Consider the following 21,570-nt stretch of genomic DNA (forward strand, 5'->3'; position numbering starts at 1 on the left):
AACTAACGCCCTGACTATTGCCTAAGCAGTATCCAGTACGAATCAATTTGCCGACAATATTGCATTGCTTGAGCACTTATGATCTGCTGCGACGATGCCGAAAGGCATTTTTTTATGGTGATCAGAGCTGGCAAATCTCGTAAATTTCGAGGTACCCTATAGTAGGTGCGTAGGCTTTTCGCCAAAGTAGTGTTAACGCAAAGATAATAAAAAAATACACTTCCAAGTTTAGAGTCCAGCCCACTCCGAGAATAGGATGGTAATCCCCGTTTACGTCTTTATAGGGTATAAAGAACAGCGTCTTTACTATCTCTTGAATGCTATAATGGATAGTCAAATTAAAGCCTGACGCAACCCAGCGCAATGCTCCAAGCCAATCATTTGCCAGCAGCGCGCCAAGCCTTGGCAGTGTTTGAGACAGGTTTAGAAGGCCAAGATTTGATAGATATATAAATGCAACTACGCACAGCCAGTAAAAAGGGACTAGCCGAACAAACCGGTGCAGTAAGAATTTATCAGCTTTTGACTGCTTATCATCTTTGAGAACCACATAGCTCATGATGAAGCCACTGATCACAAAGAATATGGCAACGCCTTGGAAGTCGCTGGGTCGCCCATTTATAAGTGGATAAGAAGTGTGATATAATACAACGGCTAGCGCGGCAAATGCACGCAAAACTTGAAGATTGCCAATCATCTAGCAGCTCTCAATTATTGAAATCTTAGCATGCTGTGCGAAAGGAAAGATGCGACCCTGAGAGGATTGTTGGCCCCGGCTTAATTTGCCTGTGATCGAAGAAGTTTGCAGGGGCTTGAATATAATCTAAGAATAATCTAGAGGGGATTAACTAAGGCGAGGGGCATGAAATCCCTTGGCTTGCTATCGAATGCATAGATAGGCAATCTTTTGTAGACTCCCTGGCAGTAGTCGCATTCCGAAGGCCGCAAAAACCCAGAAAAGTTCAACTGGGTTCGTTCGGCCAAGTACGCGAATTGCGCGTAGGCGAACGTTTGAGTCCGCAATCGCTTGCCTTAGTCCCCCGCGCCGATTAAAGAAACGACTGTCCCTTCTGAAATTAAGCAGTGGCTCGGATAGGTTTGCAAATTTAAATCCCTTCGAGGCAGCATCAATCCAAAGGTGGTAGTCTTCAGTGCGACTTGCATCCGTGCGGTAGCGAAGTCCACTAGCAAATACACGGCGTCTTATCATGACGCTGGGATGGTTGAGCGGATTGCTGCGTGGCAGCCTGCGAACAATCGCTTCGTGATTGAGCGGCATCCGCTTGGTCTGCAGATGTTGTCCATGCTCATTCACCTCGATGCAGGCCGTGCCAAGGATATCGATCTGAGGATGTTCGGCCAGAAACATTCGCTGCATTTTCATGCGTCCGGGTAGTGATTCATCGTCGGCATCCATGCGTGCGATTAATTGCCAGCGTTCATCGCTAAGCACCTCTTCGATCAGTTCATTGAGACAGGCTGCAAGCCCTTGGTGGTGCTGAGAGCCCAGTAGCCGCACAGGCACTGGAGCAGCTGCCTGCTGGAAGAGCTCCAGATCCGTAGGTAGACCACCATCAACCCGCAGCAGAATGATGTCGCTATGGGTCAGGCTTGCTGCAGTGGAGCGAATTGCTTTCAGCGCAAGATCCAGAGGTGATCCAGCCCGCATGCAGATCAGTGTGGCGATGGACAGTGGAGGCTGGCATGCGTTCATTGTTCAATGACGCAAGGGTTCACGGCTGCGAAAGGGGCAATTCAATTTCCACATGAGCTGCACTTGGTACAAATTCACTGAGTGCTGAAACGTTCACGCGGTACCCATCCAGGAACAGCGTGTTGAGGGCTTCGCTGGAGTACTCCTCCTGTGCTCCCGAGCGATTGTCGAGAACCGATTGCACCTTGTTCACAGGTGCACAAAAGGCCACGGATTGCTCAAAGCACAGCAGTGACGGCAGCCGGCGCGCGAACAAACCGCTGGCGGCTGATAGGGCTTGTTCGAGGCGATTGGGATTGTTGTAGGGGAGAGTGCGAAGTAGGGGTGTCAAGTCAGCACACCGGTAGACAGAACTTGACACCTCCAGCGGGTAGCCGAAATCACCCACCTGCCCTGACCAATCAAAGCGAAGGCCTAGGGCAGCTGATTCAAATGGTGGCAGTGGTTGCTCGCACTGCATGGAATAGCAACTGGTTGTGTTGCGGCCAACGCGCAGCGAAAAGCCAATGGCGTCAGGATGGGCATTCAGTGAGTCGGCGATCTGCTGCAGGCAGAAGGGACGGATGAAGAGATTGTCATCCACCAGGAACAGCAGATGGTCGCTGCGCAGGCGAGGATTTCGAAGGGTTAGCCGATCCCACAGGCGCCGCCGCCGCGAGGATGAGCGCGGCTCCTGCATTACGGCCAGCAGATCCACTTTGAAATCTGATTCCTGGACCCAGTTGATCTGGAGCTGCCCGGCCAATTCTTCAGCCACTAGGGCATAGCCACGGGCATAGGCTTCGTTTGACGCTTTGCATAGCACGTGGATCTGCACTATGGCAGCGTCCGTTGCGTTCAGGGCGAAGGACGCAAGCGTGGCATGCAGCTGCAGGGGGCGATCCTTGGAGAAGATGATCGCTTGGATCGTCATTGGAGAGATTGGGGTGGCGGGAATAGCCCCTGAATGGGTTCATTGGCCAGCAGGGTTCTGTATAGCTGTTCATATTGCTCGGCGATACGCGACCAGGTGAAATGCCGAAGCCAGGCTTCATGGGCGTTTGTTGCCATCTGCTCCCGTACCTGTTGATCAGCCATTAGGTCGTTGAGGCAGAGGGCGCCGGCTTCCAAATCGGCCTGCACGCTGCCTTCCCGGTCGTTGCTGCGCACACCTGGGAGTAGGCGCCCTCCACCCGTCCAGCGGATGATCTCGCTGGCGTTGCCCACATCTGTAACCAGAAAAGGGGTTCGCGCTGCTGAGGCCTCAAATAGCACCAACGGCGAACATTCAATCCAAGATGGAAACAACAACAGATCGGTATCCAGAAAGGCACTGATTGTGTCTTCACGCGATAGTGACACCCCAAGAATCTGCCGGTCGTTTGCTCTGTTGCGTTTGCGCCTAAAGCGCCGCAATAGTTGCAGCTGGGTGGGAAAGGCAATGCCACGCAGGCCTTTGCCGCGGGCCATGTGGTAGAGACCCTTAAGAATTTGCTTGGGTGTGAGTGCTTTCGTAGCTGCTTTGCTGAAATCGGGGCAGACGAGCAGCAACGTGGCTTTGCTCAAGGAGGAGCGGGAGAAGATCTCAACGGCTTCAGCCTGTCCCTTGGCAACGGAGAGATAACCAGCTACATGCAGGATCAGTTGGTGATCTGCCGGGATGCCTAGCCGTTCACGCAATCCCGAATCTTTCAAGCGATTGAATTCCTCGGCCGCTGCCCCATTTGGAATGATGGCGATCGATTCAATACCTGCGCTGCGCGCAACGTCTATGTCCCGGTAGGAGTCGGAAAGAAAGACACATGCATCGTAGCTGCGCATCCACTCTCCCATCGCGGAGAAATAGTTGCGGAACATTGGATCTGCGAGAGCAGAAAAGCCTGTTGGCACGAACACCTTGCGAGCTTTTAGCCGGGAGAGCAGCGGTAGGGTGAGATCGGTGGCCCATTGTTGGGCCGCGAAGTTCACAATGATATCTGGATTAAAGTCGAGCAGAAAGTTCTGGTAGCCAGAAACATCGCCCCAGACGCCAATCGCGCTCTTGCCATGAACATCAAAGGATCGGATCTCAACGCCTTCAATCTGATTGTCGTGGCGTTGTTGGTCTTTGCTCGTGGCGACGGTTACTTGATGGCCCCGCTGCACGAGTCGTTCGGAGATCTGGCGTACTACCTCAGACATGCCATGACGGGCCGGTAGATAGGACTCGACCGTGTGGAGAATCTTCATGTGTTGAGGGAGCTGGAGCCAGCCTTCGCCGCAGGGGGTGCAGTCGAATACAGCAAGCTCATGCCAGGAAGGCTGAGCCCCGAGTGAACGGCATTGAACCGGCCTTGACATACGGCCAGGGATTCCTCGAATGCTCGGCGTGGCCCGATGTTGTATCCCGATTCCGACGACTGAAGGAAGGTGTCGTGCAGTAAAAGGACGGGGTCAGGCACGGCTTCTAGGATCCCGTCGATCTCGCGCCTGACACTGGCGTAGCTGTGATCGCCATCAAGGAAGAAGAGGGGACGATCGGGACGGCCCGACTCCTCCCAGAGGCGGAGGGATGTGCTCAACCCGTCGCCCTGGTGGAGCGTTACACCTGACAGACCCTGCACCATCGCACCGCGCTGGGCATGGGGGTGCTCTACATGGTCGACATCGTCGGGGAGATCGCAGGTGTGGATTGCTGTTGGGATATGGAAATACTTGGAGATCTCATAAAAGATTCGTGCTGACTTGCCGATGTTGGTGCCCCATTCAAAGATCAAGGAGGGCTCAAACCGGCAGACTGTCGCTGTCATCAGCATCAATTCCTGGAGAGGGAACGGATGGACACCGACCAGGGGTACAAGGGTATGGGCGACGAACGCTGAGGTGGCCCAGCCATCGACTTCAAACTCGTTGCAGCCAGGATTGCGTGAGGGGTTGGTTGTGCTGAGAAAGGGGTCCTGGGGTGTCGGCTGGGCAGCAGATACCCTGAGTTTCAGCAGCCGAGAAAGGATTCCCATTGGTCAACGTCGCGAGTGCGGAGGGCGCCCTCAGGGGATAGAGGACCTAGTCAAGGTATGGTCCCACATTTCGGCGAGACCCTGCGGGAGAGAAACCTGTGCTCTCCACCCGGAGACGGAAGAGAGTTTTTGGCAGTCGAGGACATTGGCCTCGACATCGAATCGACGTGAGGGCAGTTGGTTCACTTGAATGGAATACCCGCAGGACTCTGTAAGAGGTCGCAGCAAGGAGATCACATCTAGGTTGCTGGCTCCGATACCGGTGCCGAGATTGTAGATCTCACCATCAATCCCGAAATTGAGGGCTGCAAGAATGCCAGTAGCCACATCAGTTACATGGATGTAATCGCGAATTGTGCCTGAAGGTCCGTAGATCTCGATCGCTCGACGCGAAAGGATGGCGTCGATGGCGGCAGCGAGGAAGCCCTGGCCCGTGCGCGAGCGCTGATTTACACCGTAGGCATTTGCCGGGCGTACTACCACCATCGGTAGATCGCGGGTGTGATGAAACATCAGGGCATAGTGTTCAATGGTCAGCTTGGTGATGCCGTAGGGACTGATAGGCGCCGTCGGATGAGATTCCTGGATCGGCAGCACTTGGGGAGGGCCATACACTGTCCCGCCGGAAGAAACCAGCAGCAGACGGCGGACACCTGCAGCCATCGACTCCTCCAATAAGTTAACGCTGCCAGGAAGGTTGGCGAGCAGATCAAAGGCGGGGTCGCTATAGCTGGTCTTCGGAACAGTGGCATAGGCCAGATCAATCACCTCACAGCCGGGTTCAAGAATCTCCCGCATCTGGGCACGGTTGCCAAGATCGGCACAGCGGTAGGCACAGTCCAGCGATGAAGTGTGAGGGCCGGGGGCACTCCGGCCGACGATGGTCACATCACGGCCGGATTGAATGAGGGCCTGGCTGACCAAGGAACCGATGAAGCCGGCACCACCGATAACGATCGTCTTCATTTCGGCGTCCTGAGCGAGCGTGTCAGATGCCAGATCCGTTTGGCCATGCTTCTCAGTGGCCCAACCTGGTCAAGAATACGATAGGCAGGCGTTTCGCGGATCATCCAAGCGGCCTGCATGCCCTGGACTCGGGAGATGGCATCCTGACGCAACGGCAGCAGCGCGTCACCAGTTCCAAGACCATTGATGGCTTCCAGGAGGATGTCCTTCATTCGAGCGAAGTCTGGACGCTGCGCCAGTTCAGAAGCCTCACCGTGGGTCAACGCGGCAATGGCACGAATGTAGGAGTCATCGCTGGGAAGACCAGTTGCAGCAGCTATATTTTCTGCACAGATCATGATGAGTCGGCGCCTAAATGGCGACGGCCCTACGCGGGACATACTCCCCGGAATTTCCCTGTAGGTCAGCAGAACCTCCCCAATGTTGGCCACTGAGCCGATGCGGGAGAGCCGGGACCACAGTTCATAGTCTTCCGGGGGTTGTCGTTCAGGATCGGTCGTATAACCGCCTACCTCAAGCAGTGCCGAACGGCGTAAGAGTACGGAGCTGTGGACGAATGGATTATTGAACAACAGCTGATAGCGAAGCATTAACTCGTCAACCGGATGGCGATGGAAACGCTCTACAAGACGATCCACCTCCATGATTTGGGCCCAGGAGCCGAGGAGAACGCAATCCGGATGGTCCTCCATATAGGCCACCTGCAACGAGATTCGATCTGGATTTGAAAGATCGTCTTGATCCTGTCTGGCGATGTACTTGCCTCTGGCCAGGGTAATCCCGCGATTCAGCGTGGCTGCAAGGCCTTGATTGGCCTGCTTAAAAAATTGTATACGGGGGTCGCTAAAGCTGCGAATAGTGAATTCCGAGTCATCAGAAGAGCCGTCGTCAATTATGATGATCTCAAGCCTTTGATAGGCCTGGCCTAAGATGCATGATATTGCGGCGTGAAGATAAATGCCGCCATTATGCACTGGTAAAATAACTGAAACAAGGGGTAGGTCGCTCATTCATTCGCCATCCTGTTCAGCATTTGCCCCTTTCACAGCTTTAACATGCCACCCGTAACAGGAGTATGCGCTTGATCCAGTGTCTTCAGAAGAGCATTTCTTCAGAAAAATCAGCAAAGTCAATGTTGCTAGCCTAACTTTCCAGGAGTCATTATGTAATGTATAGTCGGCAGACGCTTTAGGCAGTCGCCTGATTTCCTGTGCAAGATATTCAAAAAAGTTGCCATTTGGTGTTAATTCAATATTGGTAAATCCCAGCCTCTCGAGATGATGGAGATACCAATTTTGTGAAAATCCTGTTGAATAGAAATAAGGAGAAAAATGAGTAAAACTGCAAAAAGGAGCAGTGAGGAGCAGCAGTCCCCCTGGGCGCAACAAGCGCGTTAACTCGGTGACTGCCGCAATAGGATCGGGCAGATGCTCTAAGACTTCTGTACAGAGAATGGCATCAAAGGATTCGCTTTCTGCAGGTATACTAACTATATCGCAAATATAGTCGGTTAACCCATATGTCCATCCTTCAACATGTCCTCCATGGCCATCACCTTGTCCATCATACGCAGCATTATCCTGGGAAGAGTATTCAAGATGTGAGCAGAAGCTGCGATACTTCTGCTCTCCCGCTCCAGCATCTAGCAGTCTTGATCTGGCAGGTACTTCACCAAGTACCTTTTGAACCCATAGATCTCTTGACGAAGAATTAAGGATGCCAGTCGTTAAGTCATGACTATTAATTCTTCGGACCAGAGACATCCATTCACGAAAGGAAATAATTAGGTTCTTTCTTGATGTATTGATGGCATACAACTGCCGATCAATAGCCCTCTTGATAGTGATAGCCGGCCCGAGGTATCTCTTAAAAGACATGATGGATCAAGCTTCTACCCAGGTGTTGGTATCAACTAAAATGCTATTAATGAAAGTATTGGCAAATAGCATGTACCCATTCTGGAGAAGAAGATCTGTGACGCCCAAAGGACGCCTTGCGGTCCGAATCGTGGTGTATTCCAGATCTTCCACGCAAAGCAGAGGCGGCCGATATCTGGTCATGTCCCACGTAGAAAGTACGTCCATGTCACCCCCTTCTACATCTATGCATAGAAGCTGTGGAACACCATGCTGTTTAAATAGCGTATCTAAGCTTGTGGGATATACATTAATCTTGTCAACAAGTACAGCTCCAGGTGTCTGTAGTGCTCGTTCTAGCGCTCCTGGATCAAGAGTGCTGAGGGTGGAGGGGTCCAGGACGTAGAAGAGGACTGGATCGGTCACCGATGAAATAACATTAGTGATAACAGTATCTTTTGGACGAGCTAATCTGAACTTGTCGGCCATTGTGGGTATTGGCTCAACACAGACACCGCTAGCGCCACGAGAGTAGAATAAATGAGTATTGCTATATTCGAAGGGATGGTTTGCTCCGATATCAAAATAGCTATTTATCTCGATACCACATTGCCTTGCGACAAAGTCAATTATTGCATCTTCGCCGCACTGGAAAAAGGTGGCTCGCTTATAGTCATCGCTTTGCAAAGGCTTGACAGCCAATGCAGAATCGTCCTTGATGTTGCGATTGTTAATTGTGCTTGATCGCATGCGATGTAGTATTCTTCCAAGCATAAATAAATTTTGGGAGAATCTTTAGGCGCTCGAAAAGCGTCAGCTTTGAACTGAATAATATTAGCATAATGCCATGCATGAGCCAAGGTGTTGGGGCGTAGTCCTTGACGGGTTGTCCCTCCGCGCCTTTTCGAGGCCTTACAATCTCATCAATGCCATATGTAATGAGATTATCAGAAAGAAAATGAGATTTGTAGTTGAGAATGTTATGCATTACAAAGGCTACATCCATCCAGTCAAATGACGCCCTAAGTTTATGCCAACGGCTCAAAGGAGACTTATAAAATATTTTCCGATCGTACAATCCATAAAAGTAACAGGATATGGGCTGCTTCAGGTAAGAGCATGCGTTTTCATAGTTTCCCTCGCTCAAGGTAATCGACGGCAGGTAAGATGGGTGCTCTGTGCTTCCAGTGACATAGTTATGCACTTGATAACCCCAGCCGAGATATTGGACGTTCTGATGATTGGCTAGAAAATCCTTGACTACGCGTAAATGAGTGGGCTCTAGGGCATCATCATCTGCAAGCCACATGAAGTGAGATGACGTTGAGATCTCTGCTAGTCTAAGGAAATTGCCAAGTGCCCCAATATTTCTCGAGTGTCTGATGTATCGCAAGCAGGGAATATGCGGTTTCCATCGTTTGTAGATCTCTTCAGACTTGCAATTGTCAGAATTGTCTCCAATGATGACCTCGTCTGGGTGCTCAACTTGGGCCGCAACGGATGCAAGCGCTCTGTCTAGTAGATCGGGGCGGTTATATGTTGGTATGCCTACACTTATTGACAAGCGTGAATCTATAGAATGCATCGTGCGTGGGCCTGCTGTTTTGTTTTCAAGCGATGTGGTTCGATGGGCTATTGCCATTGCAAAACTTTTGGCGCCATAATGCTATTTTGTTGTCAAAGTTTCTAAGAAGAGCGCTGTCTCAGCGTAAATGATTAGTACATTCATTCTTTCGGGCCCTAGCCAGCCCGCTTCAGGTACCCATCCGGCGCCACACTAATCAATAGCTTATTATCAATATCCTTGTCAATCACAAACTCCGGATGGTCCTTCAGCCATTCATGAACAGCCGTTTTGGGGTTGTTGCCAACGTCCCAGGGGCGATCGGGGAAGGATCCGGCGGGTAGGTCTTCAATGGCAGTGTCGAACACGATGCAGTAGCTGCCGACGGACACAAGATCGGCGTAAGCATTCAGTTCAGCGAGCACGTGCTCATGCGTGTGGTTGGAATCCAAGGACACCAGCACCCGATCGACGCCATCGGCATGGCTGCGCACCTGCTGGATGATCTCGGGGTCGATCGAGGATCCCTCAATCAGCTCCATCTTGAAGCGCAGGGGATGGTCGTCGAGGGCTTTGCGGTTGTGGGGGCGGATATCAATGTCAACGCCGACGACTTTGCGGGGAGATTGGCGGGGGTCTAGGCCTTCCATTACATCGAGGAGGCAGAGCATTGATGCGGAGAGAACGAGGGATCCTCCGTGGGCTATGCCAGTTTCCAAGATCAGATCAGGTTTTACCTGAGAAACGATTTCTTGAAAAGCAACAATGTCTTGCGGATACTGGATAATGGGAATACCTAGCCAGTCAAAAACATACGAATAGCTCGAATTCACTGTGAATTCAAAAAAGTCAGAGGCGGCAGTTTTTAGGCATTTATTCCTTGCTTGACTGATAATGATCTGAGATCTCAAATCTGAAAAAGACATTCGCGCCAGGGGCAAAGGGTAGGGAATAGGGGTATCTTTATAATACGGCATATGAAACATAAGAATCAAACGGGAATCTTTTTATATGTAAATTATTGATACCTATCGCATCGGCCACGGCAACTGTTTCGCCTGGAAACATCTTAGCGTTCAATTCATCGAAGGCAATGATAGATCCCTTTGGCATTCGTGGTAAAAACGCTTGAATCAAGGCCTTGGTGGGCTCAAAGAGATCAACATCAAGATAAAGAACAGAGACCACCAGATGTGGGTTATCCTTTAAATACTGTTGAGCAGTCAAACATGCGTCCCCTTCAACGAGCTCGACCTTAGGAATATGCTTGAGTGGGCGATTCAAATCATAAAGCTTGATCGCCTTTTCTACATCCTCTTTCGGACTACCAGTAAGGCCACCAACATGAAAATGGCTTGAAGTACCACCCTTAAGATCCTCATCGCCAACAGAGGGGAACCCCGAGAATGTATCAAACCCAATGACTTTGCGAGTATGATTTATTGGTTCTAGGATTGAGGACAACTTTGCCCATGTAAGTGTGCCGCCACCATGCAGAACCCCGCCCTCAATAATGGATCCGTTGACATCTAACACCTGTTTAAAGATCTCGTACTTAGTCAAAAATTTTGCAAGTGACTGTCTTGTTGCAAACTTTGGAAATGCATCAATTTTTTCGACAAGAGTACCATGAGAGTGCACAAATAAGTCACTCATTTGCTGGAACTGAGTCAAATCATCTGCAGATTGATTTTTTGGCTCTCTGGAGAAGGTGTTTTCCATTTATATAGAATTTAAAGAGGGTTCGGTATGGGAATCAAATTCCCCATCTGCGAATTATGCAAACATCGTCTGCCGCTGACTCGATATTGAATATTAAAATTTATCAGTTCTGAGTAGTTTGGATTTGTCTGATGAAGTAGAAGGGAATTAAACACTAATGCTGAGCCAGCTTTCAGCTCGCAGCATGCACTAGCCAAGGACCCGGCATAGTTTGGATATGACTTCTTCCCCCAACTTAAGGCATGAGGCAGTGGACCAGATTTATGGCTTCCAGGGCAAACGCTCAATGCACCACCTAAATAGTCTAAATCATTTAATGGTATGTAAAAGGTCACAACATCAACGCTCCCTTTTACATAAAAGAAATCTTGATGCCACAATGTCATTTCACTTAAATCAAAAGGAACGTCAACCCTTAACGGACTCTTTTCGTATAATACTGGCTCATCAAATAAGCAAGACACCACTGACTGCATGCACGAAGAAGTCAAAAAGAAGATATTCTTCTCTGGCATGCTAATTAGGCGATCATACAGGGCGGATTGCATGTGCCTATTTTTTTGCAGCATATCTGAGGCTTCAGGAGAATCGCACGCATGATCAATGCCAATGTCCTTTAGAGCGTCATCTATTGCGCTACTTATCGAGCTCATGGTGAAAGTATCAAATCCAGGCTCTATTACGAAGCATCCTTGATCATCTAGTGCCTCCCGAATTAATGCGGCTAGGTGAGCTTCGGTACCAGAAAAAGAATTAACATCGAGTCGGAGGATATTGGTATGTGGGGGCTTAGCGTCCATGCTCTTGGGGATAGCTGTGGCTATTAATGTTTGTTTTGTCGAAGTTGTGAACTTTATTCATTGGTAAAGAACTAGGCAGGTTTGATTATAAGGAAGGCACTCTCGAATCTCCTGCTCATAGTTGGGGTTCATGATAACAACAAGGCTGGATGGATCAAGCCTTGCCACGCCTATATCCTGATCCAAGACTTCCACGCCAGAAATGGGCATGAAATGGCCTTGCTTGCTGGGATTGATGTCGATTGCATAGGTGATTTTACGTTTGATCCCTAAAGGAGTCTTGGCTGCAAATACAACGCCTTTGGCTGCCGCTCCCCACAGCACAATCTCATGGCTTTCTCTCAACGCGGTATAGATCTTCTCTTCGTATTCAGAAAGCTGCTCAAAGGCTGTCTGAAGACCAGAATCACTATCACGCCCCAACACAGACTGATTACATTTGTGCACACATTCTAAGTTGATGACCACTGATAGATATTGCCCGCCGAAACTCTTGGACTGAAAAATAACGCCATCGCCAAAGCGGCGTAAAAAGTCACTCATGCGGAAATAGTTGACGTGCTCATGAAACAAGTCAAAGTAGGCACGATGTTCGAGAATCCATTCGAGATCTGGCACTTCAATGTATAAAAGTCCCTGATTGGCGTTCGCCGCTGCAATGCCGTCAAGGAAGTGCCAGGGAGATGGGATGTGCTCAAGAACGTGCCTGAGAGTGAGCAGGTCGCCTTGGCCGTGTGACTCAACGCTAAAGAAAGACTTTCGGACGTAAGGACTCCTGCCTTGGTAGGCATTGTCGTATCCAATTGCATTGACTCCCTTTCCCCTCAGTAGTTCAACAAAACCACCTTTGCCGCAGCCGACGTCTACAACTAGGCTCTCTCTGCTGGCTAGAAAGCGGCGACACAACTCGCAGACCTCATCGAGATGTCTTTGGAATTGCAGAGAATGGCCTTGGTCATTCTGATAGCTGTCATCATAAGTGACAACAGTAGGATTAAAGACTCGATTAAAGACTAGGCCTGTTTCGTCTTGGCATAGATCAAGGGAGCCGGAGGGGGCCGCTAAAGCTTCGGCCCTGCTTGAGAAGAGCTTGTTCTGCATTGCCGGAATCTCTGTTGCTCGATAAAGAGTTTGTGGTATTCTCATCATCTTAGTTTGTTGATTTTGCTTGTGTCTGCCCAAAAGGCAAGAGGCTCGTCTTGCCTGTCAGGATAAACCCCTAGCTTAAGAGTTATTGAAGAGAGGGAATTGGCGATGCGCTCTTCGGCTAATTCCCTCAATGAAACCGGAAGACCAGATCCGCAATTATAAACACCTTGAGCAAGTGAATCTGTAGACAGCTGCAGCAGAATTTGGGCAACCTGTTCGACGGGTATGAAGTCACGAATCTGACGGCCAGAGCTCATGGCAAATTCGGTATCACCTTGATCTATTGCGCGCTGCAAAGACGGCAATAGTGAATTAGGATCCTGGCCATCGCCGAAGGGATAAAAAATACGGGCCCAGCACCATTGAAATGCCTGTTTGGTATTAAGACTCGCGATAAAGCGTCGCAAGCTGTCTTTGGCAATGGCGTAGCAATTCACTGGATCCGTGAACTGATTTTCTTTTAATGGCCCATGCTGCAAACCATATTCATAACATGTTCCTGCAACTACAAGGCGCTGTAGGCCCGTCGCCGCCAGCTGCTCGACCAATTCAATGCATGCTGGCAAATTGCGGGTGACGTGAAAAGGCTCTTGATAGTTGGGAAGCCCTGGCCAGCTCAATAGAATGACATGTGTTGGCCGGCGATTGAGCAGGGCCTGCCAACTTGTTGGATCGAGCAAGTCGAAGTGGTGCTCAGGATCTGCTTGTCGGTGGCTCCAGCAATGCAGGGAAAGGCTGCCAGACTCTCGCTTGAGAGCACGTCCGATGAAGCCTTCACTTCCTAACAGGTGAATCGTTGTCACAGCTCCAGTTCAGTGATCGAGGGCTTGGTATAGGGAATCCTGCGGATCTCGCTGGTAGTCATCTTAACGCCCTCCATTCCAATGCCGCAGCTCTGGGATTGCCGTCACCAGCTCAGTATCGGGCAACTGTTGCTGAAGCTCGTCGATCAGATTCCAGGGCAACACCAGCAGTGCATCGGGCGCCTCGGCGGTCAGCTGCTCTGGGCTGATTACCGGAATGTGGCTTCCGGGTAATAGTGAGCCTTGTTTGCTGGGGGCGCGGTCGGCCACGGCGGGTAGCAGGTCGGCCTGGATGCCGGCGTAGTTGAGCAGGGTGTTGCCTTTGGCGGCGGCTCCGTAGCCGAGCACGCGCCGGCCCCCGCGTTTGGCCTGCAGCAGAAATTCCAGCAGGCCTTGCTTTGCGGCCTCGGCTCGCTGCTGAAATCCGGCGTAGGCCATCAGCGTTTCCAGCCCCGCCGCTGCTTCAGCAGCGAGCACCGCCTCCACTGCCGCAGTGGCTCCAGTGACGCCCTGATTGGCCAGCCACACCCGCAGGCTGCCGCCATGGGTGGGTAGCTCCTCCACATCAACCACCTCCAGGCCAGCGGCGTTGGCGATGCGCTGGACAACGCGCAGGCTCAGGTAGCTGTAGTGCTCGTGGTAGATCGTGTCGAACTGGTTTCCCGCTAGTAGCTGTAGCAAATGGGGAAACTCGATTGAGGCGCGGCCCAGCGGCTTCATCAGGCGGGCGATGCCGGCCACAAAATCGTTGATATCGGGCACGTGGGCCAGCACGTTGTTGGCCACCACCAGATCGGCGGGTTCCAGCTCTGCTGCCAGCGCAAGCCCAAAGAAGCGCTCGATGGTGGTGATTCCCTTGGCCCTCGCGGCTTCAGCCGTGGCGTGGGTGGGTTCGATGCCCAGGCAGGGGATGCCGCGCTGCTGCACGTACTGCAACAGGTAGCCATCGTTTGAGGCCAGCTCCACCACCTGGCTCTGGGGCCCTAGCCCCAACCGCTTCACCGCCGCTGCCACATAACGCTCGGCATGGGCGCACCAGCTGCTGGACGTGGCGGAGAAGTAGGCGTAATCCGCCGTAAATAGCTCTTCGGCCGCCGCATGGGCGGGTAGCTGCACCAGCCAGCAGCCGGTGCACACGAACACCCGCAGTGGGTAGGTGATCTCGGGTAGCGCCAGCTGCTCAGGCCGCAGGTAGGCGTTGCTGGGCGGCTGATGGCCCAGGTCGATCACCGTGTGCTCCAGGGGTGATCCGCAGTGGCGGCAGGGGTGCGGGCTCATGGCAGCGATTCAAGCAGTGGTAACGCCAGATCCCGCTCGCTCAGGCCCACAGGTGGCAGCGGCCAGGGGATGGCCAGGCGTGGGTCGTTGAAGCGGATGCCGGTTTCGGCCTCCGGCACCCAGGCTCCCGAGTGGAGGTAGAGCAGTTCGCTGCCGGGCTCAAGCACTTGAAAGCCATGGGCACAACCCTCAGGGATCAACAGGGCGCTGGCGGTGGCTGGTGAGAGCTCCACGGCATGCCACTGGCCATAGGTGGCCGAGTCTGGCCTCAGATCCACCGCCACATCCCACACCCGTCCCCGCAGGCAGCGCACCAGTTTGGCTTCGCCGTGGGGTGGCGCCTGGAGGTGCAGCCCGCGCACTGTGGCCACGGCCTCGCTGCGGCTGATGTTCACCTGGGCGATCGGCCGCTGGCCCCAGGCCTGATCAAAGCTGGGTTCTTGGGCACGAAAGACGTTCAAAAAGGAGCCGCGTTCGTCGGCAAAGGGCTGGCCCACCAACTCGATCACGCCGCAGATGGGGGTGGGGTGGTCTTCAGTGGCCATGGGCTGCTTGCGTCTGATAGGCGCTCAGATCAGCCAGGCAGCACGTCAGCGGGCTTGCGCCCTCATGCACGGCGCGATACCAGGCCACGGTGCGGGCCACGGTGGTGGCGAAATCCCACTGGGGTTGCCAGCCCAGCTGGTGGTGGGCCTTGTCGATCTGCAGGTGTAGGCGGCCGGCTTCGTGGGGGGCGTTGGGATTCGATTGATGACGCCACGATCCAGGCCAGTGCTGTAGGGCGGCCTCCACCAGTTCGCTCACGCTTCGGTTGGCTTCAAGCGCGGGGCCGAAGTTAAAGGCGCTGGCGAAGCGGTTGTGGGCTGGCTCCTTGGGCTCCCTTGGCGACGCTTGAGCGGTGAACAGCTGCTCTGCCAGCTGCATGTAGCCACCCAGAGGCTCCAGCACGTGTTGCCAGGGCCGGGTCGCCAATGGGTGTCGCACTGGGATGGCTTCATGGCCCGCCAGCGAACGCATCGCATCTGGAACGATGCGATCCTCAGCCCAGTCGCCGCCACCAATGACATTGCCGGCCCGCGCCGTTGCAATAGCCAAATAAGGGTTTTGGTGACCCTCTTCGCCGCAAAAACTGGCCCGCCAGCTCGCAGTCGCCAATTCAGCAGCAGCTTTGCTGGCGCTATAGGGATCGTGGCCACCAAGGCGATCACATTCGCGGTAGCCATAATCCCAATCCTGGTTGGCATATACCTTGTCGGTCGTCACCATGACTACCGCGCATGGATGATGCACAGGTTTGAGGGCTTCCAGCAGGTTCAGGGAACCCTGCACGTTGGTGGCCCAGGTGCCCAATGGATCGTGGTAGCTGCGCCGCACCAGGGGTTGCGCTGCCAGATGCAGCACCACCTCTGGTTGGGCTGCTGCAGCCACTTGGACCAAAGCCTCAGGATCACAAATATCGATCAAGTGATGGCTTGCCAGCCTGCTTGTGAGTTGGAGCTGATTAAAAAGGGCCGGACTCGTATCAGGTGCGAGTGCAACACCATGCACTTGGGCGCCCATTTGAGTCAGCCAAAGGGCCAGCCAGCTGCCCTTGAAACCCGTATGGCCTGTGATCAGAACTCTGCGACCGCGCCAGAAGCTTGGATGGATCACAGCCACAGCTTCCAGGGAGCCTTATTGCTCGCCCAGAGATCTTCCAGTCGGCTGCGATCCCGTTGTGTGTCCATGGGCTGCCAGAAGCCTTGATGTCGGTAGGCGGCCAGCTGCCCATCTGCAGCCAGGCGGGGGAGAACATCAGCTTCCCAACTGGTGGCGTCGCCATTAATACGATCTAAGACCGCGGGCTCAAGCACAAAAAATCCACCATTGATCCAGGCATTATCTCCATCTGGTTTCTCTTGGAATTGGTTCACAATATCGCTTTCCAGATGCAGTGCTCCATAGCGGCCAGGAGGCTGCACTGCGGTCAGCGTGGCTTGTCGCCCTTGCAGTTTGTGCTGTGCCAGTAAAGCACTGATGTTGACATCAGCTACGCCGTCGCCGTAGGTGAAGCAGAAGCTTTCGCCATTGAGGTAGGGCCCTACTTTGCCGAGCCGGCCACCGGTCTGAGTCATTTCACCGGTATCAACCAAAGTCACCTTCCAAGGCTCGCTTTTGCGGTGGTGTACTTCCATATGGCTGTCGATATCTATGTGGAAAGTCACATCACTTGTGTGCAGGAAATAGTTGGCAAAGTATTCTTTGATCAGGTAGCCCTTGTAGCCGCAACAGATCACAAACTCATTAATGCCGAAATGGCTGTAAATTTTAAGAATGTGCCAAAGAATGGGCTTGCCACCTACTTCCACCATCGGTTTTGGCTTGAGATGCGTTTCTTCGCTCAGGCGTGTGCCTAGCCCGCCAGCAAGAATGACTGCTTTCATGCGCGAACTACTTCTACGTTCCAGGCGAGACGGGGCCTGACAACTCCGGGAACGGCATGTACATAGCCTTGGCGGGAGGAGTTATGGACGTCATCGATCACATTAAAGCTGAATCGATCCTGAAGGTGAAAATGAGCGCGGACAGGATTCATCGAACTTGCTGCGATATTAACGGTGTACTGTCCAGCGTTAAGCAGTCCAGTCGGCAGCCATGCAATGGCCCGATGCAAGCCAACTCTGCAATCGCTTGGCTCTGCTGGTGTGGTGACGAAGGCACAGGTGCCACCACTGAAGAAATGGAGATTGGGAATGATCGGCTGGCGGCAATCCATGATCTCATAGGCTATTTCAATCCCAAAGGGCTCGTCGAGGCTGGCATAGGTGATGCTTTCTCCATGTTGGTCAACAAGCTTGGCTGAGAGCAGCACAGCGACTTCATCACCTTCTGGCTGGGCTGAGAGATCCAGTTGTGAGCCGCTTTCTTCCTGGCTCATGTCAAAATATGCACTCGTGACCTCTGTCGTGGGTCCAACTAGTTTAGTGCGGCCATCTTCGAGTAGTAGGCATTCATCACAGATGCTATTTACCGTACTCAAGCTATGGCTAACAAACAGCACCGTGCGCCCTTCGCCGGTCACATCTTTCATCTTGCCCAGGCATTTTTTTTGGAAGCTTATATCGCCAACGGCCAATACTTCGTCGATTATCAGAACTTCGGGCTGCAGGTGGGCGGCGACCGCAAAAGCAAGACGCACGTACATACCGCTCGAGTAGCGCTTCACTGGTGTGTCTATGAATCGTGAAACTTCCGAAAAGTCAACAATCTCATCGAATACAGCATTGATCTCACGCCGCCGCATGCCTAGTAGCGTGCCATTGAGGTAAATGTTTTCTCTGCCTGACAGCTCAGGGTGAAATCCTGTGCCAACTTCTAGAAGGGAGCCTACGCGTCCGCGAATGTCAGCTTGACCTGTGCTCGGATCTGTGATGCGAGATAAAATCTTGAGCAATGTACTTTTACCGGCGCCATTTCTTCCTATGACGCCAAATACTTTGCCACGCGGAACATCAAAGCTGATATTTTGTAGCGCCCAGAATGTTTCAGATAAGAATTTGCCGTTGCTATTTGAATCTTGCCAAGGCCAGGCGAAACCTCTTTTGCTGGTTCGCGTTGTTCGACTAGAACTTGTAGCTTGGTGCTGGATTTTGTAAGACTTTCCTAGCGAGCGAACACTGATAGCAACGTCAGAGGGTGAATGCATGGCGTTGTTTAAATAATGTCCGCGAAGCCGCGTTCGATTTTCTGAAATACGGCGAAGCCTGCAACCAGCGACAACACAATGCCAATCAGCATTGTTGTAAGCATAAGTGGCGATGCGGGGCGCCCCCCCAGGATAGACCAGCGGAAGCCTTCAATGAGGCCAACTGTTGGATTTAGTGAGTATAGGAACATCCACTTTTTCGGAATTAGTTCGCTTGAGTATACGACGGGTGTCATGTAGTTCCAGGCTTGCAGTATAAACGGGATGGCGTAGCCAATGTCCCTTCTGTAAACGTTGATTGATGCGCTGAACAGTGTTAAGCCCAGCCCCATCAGCAGGGATGCCGCCAAGAAAAAGGGTGCAGCCAGCAGGTGGAGCCCTGGTTTGATGCCAAAAAGAAGGGCAAGAACGGCCATGGCTGCTAATCCAATCAGGCCATCAATCACCACCGATGACATCGACGCCAGTGGGATGATAATGCGTGGAAAGTAGATCTTGGAAAGTAGGTTTGAGCTCGCAACCAGGCTCCCGCTACCTCTTGCCACCGAATTGTTTAAAAATCCCCAGGCAACGAGCCCGGTGAATACCATCAATATGTAGGGTTGACCATTGCTGGGAAGTCTGCCGAAGTTTCCAAACAAAACGGCAAAGATGATTGCGGGTACAAGTGGTTGAAGCACCACCCAGACCACGCCCAGACTGGTTTGTTTATGGCGAATCTTGACATCACGCATCGATAAATAATAAAGAAGGTCTCGATAAGCGAACACTTCTTTCCACTCAAAGGCTGAAAGTCTTGTTTTTGGTCGTATCTGCGTGACTTGGGTCATTTGTGGTTTTTGGTTCTCGGTGGCTTGCTGGCCGATTCAGATTTATCGTCAGATAATTCGTGCTTCTGATTCTTTTCGATACAGGTCCACGGTACTTCTCAGTCCTTCCTTGAGCGGGATTCTCGCCTGCCAGCCCAGAGTCGCCAAGCGGCTCACATCCAGCTGTTTCTTCGGGGTGCCATCCGGTTTGCTGGCATCCCAACAGATCTCGCCCTGGAAACCAGTGGCAGCGGCCACTGCCTCGGCAAGCTCGCGGATGCTCAGGTCGATGCCCGTACCCACGTTCAGAAACTGGAGCTGATCAAGACCGGGCTGCCAGTGCTCGAGGGCAAACACGCAGGCCTCGCCCAGATCATCCACGTGCAGGAACTCCCGCAGGGGTGTGCCAGTGCCCCAGGAGGTCAAACTGGGTGCGTTGGCCTCGGCCGCCTCATGGAAGCGGCGAATCAGAGCCGGCAGCACATGGCTGTTGGTGGGGTGGTAGTTGTCGCCCGGGCCATACAGATTGGTGGGCATCAGGCTGATCGCATCAAAGCCGTGCTGCCGGCGCAGAGCTTCACACAGCTTGATGCCGGTGATCTTGGCGATCGCATACCACTCGTTCGTGGGCTCCAGCGGGCCGGTGAGCAGCGCTTCTTCCCGGATCGGCTGCTCGGCGAACTTTGGATAGATGCAGCTGCTGCCCAAAAACAGCAGGCGTCTCACCCCAGAGCGCCAGGCCGTTTCGATCACGTTGGTCTGGATCTTGAGGTTGTCGAGCAGAAAATCAGCTGGGTAGCTGTTGTTGGCCTGGATGCCGCCCACCTTGGCCGCCGCCAGCACCACCACCGTGGGCGTGTGCTCGCTGAACCAGCGCTGCACAACCGGGCCGTTTTCCAGATCCAGCTCGCCGCGACTCGCCGTGAGCAGGTTGCTGTAGCCCGAGCGCTGCAGCGCCCGGCAGATGGCGCTGCCCGCCATGCCGCGGTGGCCGGCCACAAAAATGCGGTCGTCTGCTGTGATCAATTCCGCCATCAGCCCTTGCCCCCGTGCGCCTGTGCCACCGCAGCAGCGTTGGTGGGTGGATTCTCCATCGAACCAACCACCGCAAAACCCTTGCGGCGCAGCAACGCCTCCTTGGCCGCCTCTTCCTTATCAGCCGCCACCATCTCGGCCACCAGTTCCTCAAGCGTTGTGGTGGGAGTCCAGCCCAGTTTTTCGTGGGCCTTGCTGGGATCGCCCAGCAATGTTTCCACCTCAGCTGGGCGGAAATACCGCGGGTCGATGCGCACCACCACTTCGCCTGTGCTGCGCCGCCCCACCTCCTCTATGCCGCTGCCCTGCCATTCGATTGCACCCCAGCCCAGCTCGGCGGCGGCCAGCTCAATAAAGCGCCGCACCGATTCCTGCCGGCCCGTGGCGATCACGAAGTCTTCCGGGGTGCCGGGTTGCTGCAGCATGCGCCATTGCATCTCCACGTAGTCGCGGGCGTGGCCCCAATCGCGCAGCGAATCGAGGTTGCCCATGTAGAGGCAATCCTCCAGACCTTCGTTGATACGCGCCAGACCGCGGGTGATCTTGCGGGTCACAAACGTTTCACCGCGCCGGGGTGATTCGTGGTTAAACAGGATCCCGTTGCAGGCATACATCCCATAGGCCTCGCGGTAGTTCACCGTGATCCAGTAGGCGTAGAGCTTGGCTACCCCGTAGGGGCTGCGTGGATAGAAGGGCGTGGTTTCCTTCTGGGGGATCTCCTGGACTAGGCCGTAAAGCTCACTGGTGCTGGCCTGATAGATGCGGGTTTTGGCGCTGAGCCCCAGCATCCGCACCGCTTCCAGGATCCGCAGGGTGCCCAAGGCATCACTGTTGGCGGTGTATTCCGGTGCCTCGAAGCTCACCGCCACATGGCTCTGGGCACCGAGGTTATAGATCTCATCGGGCTGCACCTGCTGAATGATCCGGATCAGGTTGGTGCTGTCGGTGAGATCGCCGTAGTGCAGCACCAGCCGGGGATCGCTCTCGTGCGGGTCTTGGTAGAGGTGATCGATCCGGGCGGTGTTGAAGCTGCTGGCCCGCCGCTTGATGCCATGCACCGTGTAGCCCTTCTCCAGCAACAGTTCGGCCAGGTAGGAGCCGTCTTGCCCAGTGATCCCTGTGATGAGAGCTGTTTTGTTCACTTTAAAGCTTGAGATCCTATATCTTCTGGAAAGGGATTAGGCTTATTGCATAAAGATGAATATAGCTTTTCA

The 21,570-nt window shown here is 53.2% G+C and carries 23 protein-coding genes; all 23 read right to left on the minus strand.

The genetic code is table 11. From position 1 onward, the window contains the following. Positions 1–121 precede the first annotated feature (121 nt). Positions 122–697: an acyltransferase gene (locus tag KBY83_RS03295; protein ID WP_255018312.1), complete on the minus strand. Its 576-nt coding sequence runs from the start codon at positions 695–697 to the stop codon at positions 122–124. A 183-nt stretch (positions 698–880) separates the two neighbouring features. Beyond that, positions 881–1,714, minus strand: a complete 834-nt coding sequence (locus KBY83_RS03300) for a glycosyltransferase (RefSeq protein ID WP_255018313.1) — start codon at positions 1,712–1,714, stop codon at positions 881–883. 19 nt (positions 1,715–1,733) lie between these two features. Then, a complete protein-coding gene (locus KBY83_RS03305) occupies positions 1,734–2,627 on the minus strand; it encodes a hypothetical protein (RefSeq protein WP_255018314.1) in 894 nt (297 codons plus the stop codon). Beyond that, a complete protein-coding gene (locus KBY83_RS03310) occupies positions 2,624–4,033 on the minus strand; it encodes a glycosyltransferase family 4 protein (RefSeq protein ID WP_315858926.1) in 1,410 nt (469 codons plus the stop codon). Before KBY83_RS03310 ends, KBY83_RS03305 begins: the two co-directional genes overlap by 4 nt. Beyond that, positions 3,919–4,482 (minus strand): class I SAM-dependent methyltransferase, encoded by a 564-nt coding sequence (locus KBY83_RS03315; protein WP_255018315.1) that lies wholly within the window; start codon positions 4,480–4,482, stop codon positions 3,919–3,921. Before KBY83_RS03315 ends, KBY83_RS03310 begins: the two co-directional genes overlap by 115 nt. A gap of 237 nt (positions 4,483–4,719) precedes the next feature. After that, positions 4,720–5,655, minus strand: a complete 936-nt coding sequence (locus tag KBY83_RS03320; RefSeq protein WP_255018316.1) for an NAD-dependent epimerase/dehydratase family protein — start codon at positions 5,653–5,655, stop codon at positions 4,720–4,722. Continuing rightward, on the minus strand, positions 5,652–6,665 hold the full coding sequence (locus tag KBY83_RS03325; RefSeq protein WP_255018317.1) for a glycosyltransferase: 1,014 nt from the start codon (positions 6,663–6,665) through the stop codon (positions 5,652–5,654). The genes KBY83_RS03320 and KBY83_RS03325 overlap by 4 nt, the downstream gene beginning before the upstream one ends. After that, a complete protein-coding gene (locus tag KBY83_RS03330) occupies positions 6,666–7,532 on the minus strand; it encodes a methyltransferase domain-containing protein (RefSeq protein WP_255018318.1) in 867 nt (288 codons plus the stop codon). It abuts the gene before it with no gap. Between the two features lie 6 nt (positions 7,533–7,538). After that, a complete protein-coding gene (locus KBY83_RS03335) occupies positions 7,539–8,261 on the minus strand; it encodes an FkbM family methyltransferase (protein WP_255018319.1) in 723 nt (240 codons plus the stop codon). Next, a complete protein-coding gene (locus KBY83_RS15465) occupies positions 8,242–9,153 on the minus strand; it encodes a glycosyltransferase family 2 protein (RefSeq protein ID WP_396093316.1) in 912 nt (303 codons plus the stop codon). Before KBY83_RS15465 ends, KBY83_RS03335 begins: the two co-directional genes overlap by 20 nt. A gap of 98 nt (positions 9,154–9,251) precedes the next feature. Continuing rightward, entirely contained in the window at positions 9,252–10,001 is a 750-nt protein-coding gene (locus KBY83_RS03340) for a cephalosporin hydroxylase family protein (RefSeq protein ID WP_255018320.1), read from the minus strand. Positions 10,002–10,038: 37 nt separating this feature from the next. Then, positions 10,039–10,797, minus strand: coding sequence for a TylF/MycF family methyltransferase (locus KBY83_RS03345; protein WP_255018321.1), 759 nt, complete (start codon positions 10,795–10,797; stop codon positions 10,039–10,041). Positions 10,798–10,808: 11 nt separating this feature from the next. Continuing rightward, positions 10,809–11,597, minus strand: coding sequence for a phytanoyl-CoA dioxygenase family protein (locus KBY83_RS03350; protein WP_255018322.1), 789 nt, complete (start codon positions 11,595–11,597; stop codon positions 10,809–10,811). A gap of 57 nt (positions 11,598–11,654) precedes the next feature. Then, positions 11,655–12,698, minus strand: coding sequence for a class I SAM-dependent methyltransferase (locus KBY83_RS03355; RefSeq protein ID WP_255018323.1), 1,044 nt, complete (start codon positions 12,696–12,698; stop codon positions 11,655–11,657). Positions 12,699–12,742: 44 nt separating this feature from the next. Then, a complete protein-coding gene (locus tag KBY83_RS03360; RefSeq protein WP_255018324.1) occupies positions 12,743–13,549 on the minus strand; it encodes an NAD-dependent epimerase/dehydratase family protein in 807 nt (268 codons plus the stop codon). A 63-nt stretch (positions 13,550–13,612) separates the two neighbouring features. Beyond that, positions 13,613–14,827: a class I SAM-dependent methyltransferase gene (locus KBY83_RS03365; RefSeq protein WP_255018325.1), complete on the minus strand. Its 1,215-nt coding sequence runs from the start codon at positions 14,825–14,827 to the stop codon at positions 13,613–13,615. Further along, complete coding sequence (locus KBY83_RS03370; RefSeq protein WP_255018326.1) at positions 14,824–15,372, minus strand: dTDP-4-dehydrorhamnose 3,5-epimerase family protein; 549 nt, start codon at positions 15,370–15,372, stop codon at positions 14,824–14,826. The genes KBY83_RS03365 and KBY83_RS03370 overlap by 4 nt, the downstream gene beginning before the upstream one ends. Then, positions 15,362–16,486 (minus strand): CDP-glucose 4,6-dehydratase, encoded by a 1,125-nt coding sequence (rfbG, locus tag KBY83_RS03375; protein ID WP_315858927.1) that lies wholly within the window; start codon positions 16,484–16,486, stop codon positions 15,362–15,364. The genes KBY83_RS03370 and rfbG overlap by 11 nt, the downstream gene beginning before the upstream one ends. After that, complete coding sequence (gene rfbF, locus KBY83_RS03380) at positions 16,477–17,250, minus strand: glucose-1-phosphate cytidylyltransferase (RefSeq protein ID WP_255018328.1); 774 nt, start codon at positions 17,248–17,250, stop codon at positions 16,477–16,479. Before rfbF ends, rfbG begins: the two co-directional genes overlap by 10 nt. Further along, positions 17,247–18,512 (minus strand): polysaccharide ABC transporter ATP-binding protein, encoded by a 1,266-nt coding sequence (locus KBY83_RS03385; RefSeq protein WP_255018329.1) that lies wholly within the window; start codon positions 18,510–18,512, stop codon positions 17,247–17,249. Before KBY83_RS03385 ends, rfbF begins: the two co-directional genes overlap by 4 nt. Before the next feature lie 8 nt (positions 18,513–18,520). Beyond that, positions 18,521–19,342 carry an ABC transporter permease gene (locus KBY83_RS03390; protein ID WP_255018330.1) on the minus strand — a complete coding sequence of 274 codons (822 nt, stop codon included), beginning with the start codon at positions 19,340–19,342 and terminating at the stop codon, positions 18,521–18,523. 48 nt (positions 19,343–19,390) lie between these two features. After that, positions 19,391–20,356, minus strand: a complete 966-nt coding sequence (locus tag KBY83_RS03395) for a GDP-L-fucose synthase (protein WP_255018331.1) — start codon at positions 20,354–20,356, stop codon at positions 19,391–19,393. After that, positions 20,356–21,498, minus strand: a complete 1,143-nt coding sequence (gmd, locus tag KBY83_RS03400; protein WP_255018332.1) for a GDP-mannose 4,6-dehydratase — start codon at positions 21,496–21,498, stop codon at positions 20,356–20,358. The genes KBY83_RS03395 and gmd overlap by 1 nt, the downstream gene beginning before the upstream one ends. Between the last annotated feature and the right edge of the window lie 72 nt (positions 21,499–21,570).

It is taken from the genome of Cyanobium sp. WKJ7-Wakatipu (assembly GCF_024345355.1).
Lineage (GTDB): Bacteria > Cyanobacteriota > Cyanobacteriia > PCC-6307 > Cyanobiaceae > Cyanobium_A > Cyanobium_A usitatum.

Excerpts from the sequence above, each read along its gene's own strand:
- KBY83_RS03295 (WP_255018312.1), bottom strand. The coding sequence starts at position 697 with ATGATTGGCAATCTTCAAGTTTTGCGTGCATTTGCCGCGCTAGCCGTT.
- KBY83_RS03300 (WP_255018313.1), bottom strand. The coding sequence starts at position 1,714 with ATGAACGCATGCCAGCCTCCACTGTCCATCGCCACACTGATCTGCATG.
- KBY83_RS03305 (WP_255018314.1), bottom strand. The coding sequence starts at position 2,627 with ATGACGATCCAAGCGATCATCTTCTCCAAGGATCGCCCCCTGCAGCTG.
- KBY83_RS03310 (WP_315858926.1), bottom strand. The coding sequence starts at position 4,033 with ATGTCAAGGCCGGTTCAATGCCGTTCACTCGGGGCTCAGCCTTCCTGG.
- KBY83_RS03315 (WP_255018315.1), bottom strand. The coding sequence starts at position 4,482 with ATGACAGCGACAGTCTGCCGGTTTGAGCCCTCCTTGATCTTTGAATGG.
- KBY83_RS03320 (WP_255018316.1), bottom strand. The coding sequence starts at position 5,655 with ATGAAGACGATCGTTATCGGTGGTGCCGGCTTCATCGGTTCCTTGGTC.
- KBY83_RS03325 (WP_255018317.1), bottom strand. The coding sequence starts at position 6,665 with ATGAGCGACCTACCCCTTGTTTCAGTTATTTTACCAGTGCATAATGGC.
- KBY83_RS03330 (WP_255018318.1), bottom strand. The coding sequence starts at position 7,532 with ATGTCTTTTAAGAGATACCTCGGGCCGGCTATCACTATCAAGAGGGCT.
- KBY83_RS03335 (WP_255018319.1), bottom strand. The coding sequence starts at position 8,261 with ATGCGATCAAGCACAATTAACAATCGCAACATCAAGGACGATTCTGCA.
- KBY83_RS15465 (WP_396093316.1), bottom strand. The coding sequence starts at position 9,153 with ATGGCAATAGCCCATCGAACCACATCGCTTGAAAACAAAACAGCAGGC.
- KBY83_RS03340 (WP_255018320.1), bottom strand. The coding sequence starts at position 10,001 with ATGTCTTTTTCAGATTTGAGATCTCAGATCATTATCAGTCAAGCAAGG.
- KBY83_RS03345 (WP_255018321.1), bottom strand. The coding sequence starts at position 10,797 with ATGGAAAACACCTTCTCCAGAGAGCCAAAAAATCAATCTGCAGATGAT.
- KBY83_RS03350 (WP_255018322.1), bottom strand. The coding sequence starts at position 11,597 with ATGGACGCTAAGCCCCCACATACCAATATCCTCCGACTCGATGTTAAT.
- KBY83_RS03355 (WP_255018323.1), bottom strand. The coding sequence starts at position 12,698 with ATGCAGAACAAGCTCTTCTCAAGCAGGGCCGAAGCTTTAGCGGCCCCC.
- KBY83_RS03365 (WP_255018325.1), bottom strand. The coding sequence starts at position 14,827 with ATGAGCCCGCACCCCTGCCGCCACTGCGGATCACCCCTGGAGCACACG.
- KBY83_RS03370 (WP_255018326.1), bottom strand. The coding sequence starts at position 15,372 with ATGGCCACTGAAGACCACCCCACCCCCATCTGCGGCGTGATCGAGTTG.
- rfbF (WP_255018328.1), bottom strand. The coding sequence starts at position 17,250 with ATGAAAGCAGTCATTCTTGCTGGCGGGCTAGGCACACGCCTGAGCGAA.
- KBY83_RS03385 (WP_255018329.1), bottom strand. The coding sequence starts at position 18,512 with ATGCATTCACCCTCTGACGTTGCTATCAGTGTTCGCTCGCTAGGAAAG.
- KBY83_RS03390 (WP_255018330.1), bottom strand. The coding sequence starts at position 19,342 with ATGACCCAAGTCACGCAGATACGACCAAAAACAAGACTTTCAGCCTTT.
- KBY83_RS03395 (WP_255018331.1), bottom strand. The coding sequence starts at position 20,356 with ATGGCGGAATTGATCACAGCAGACGACCGCATTTTTGTGGCCGGCCAC.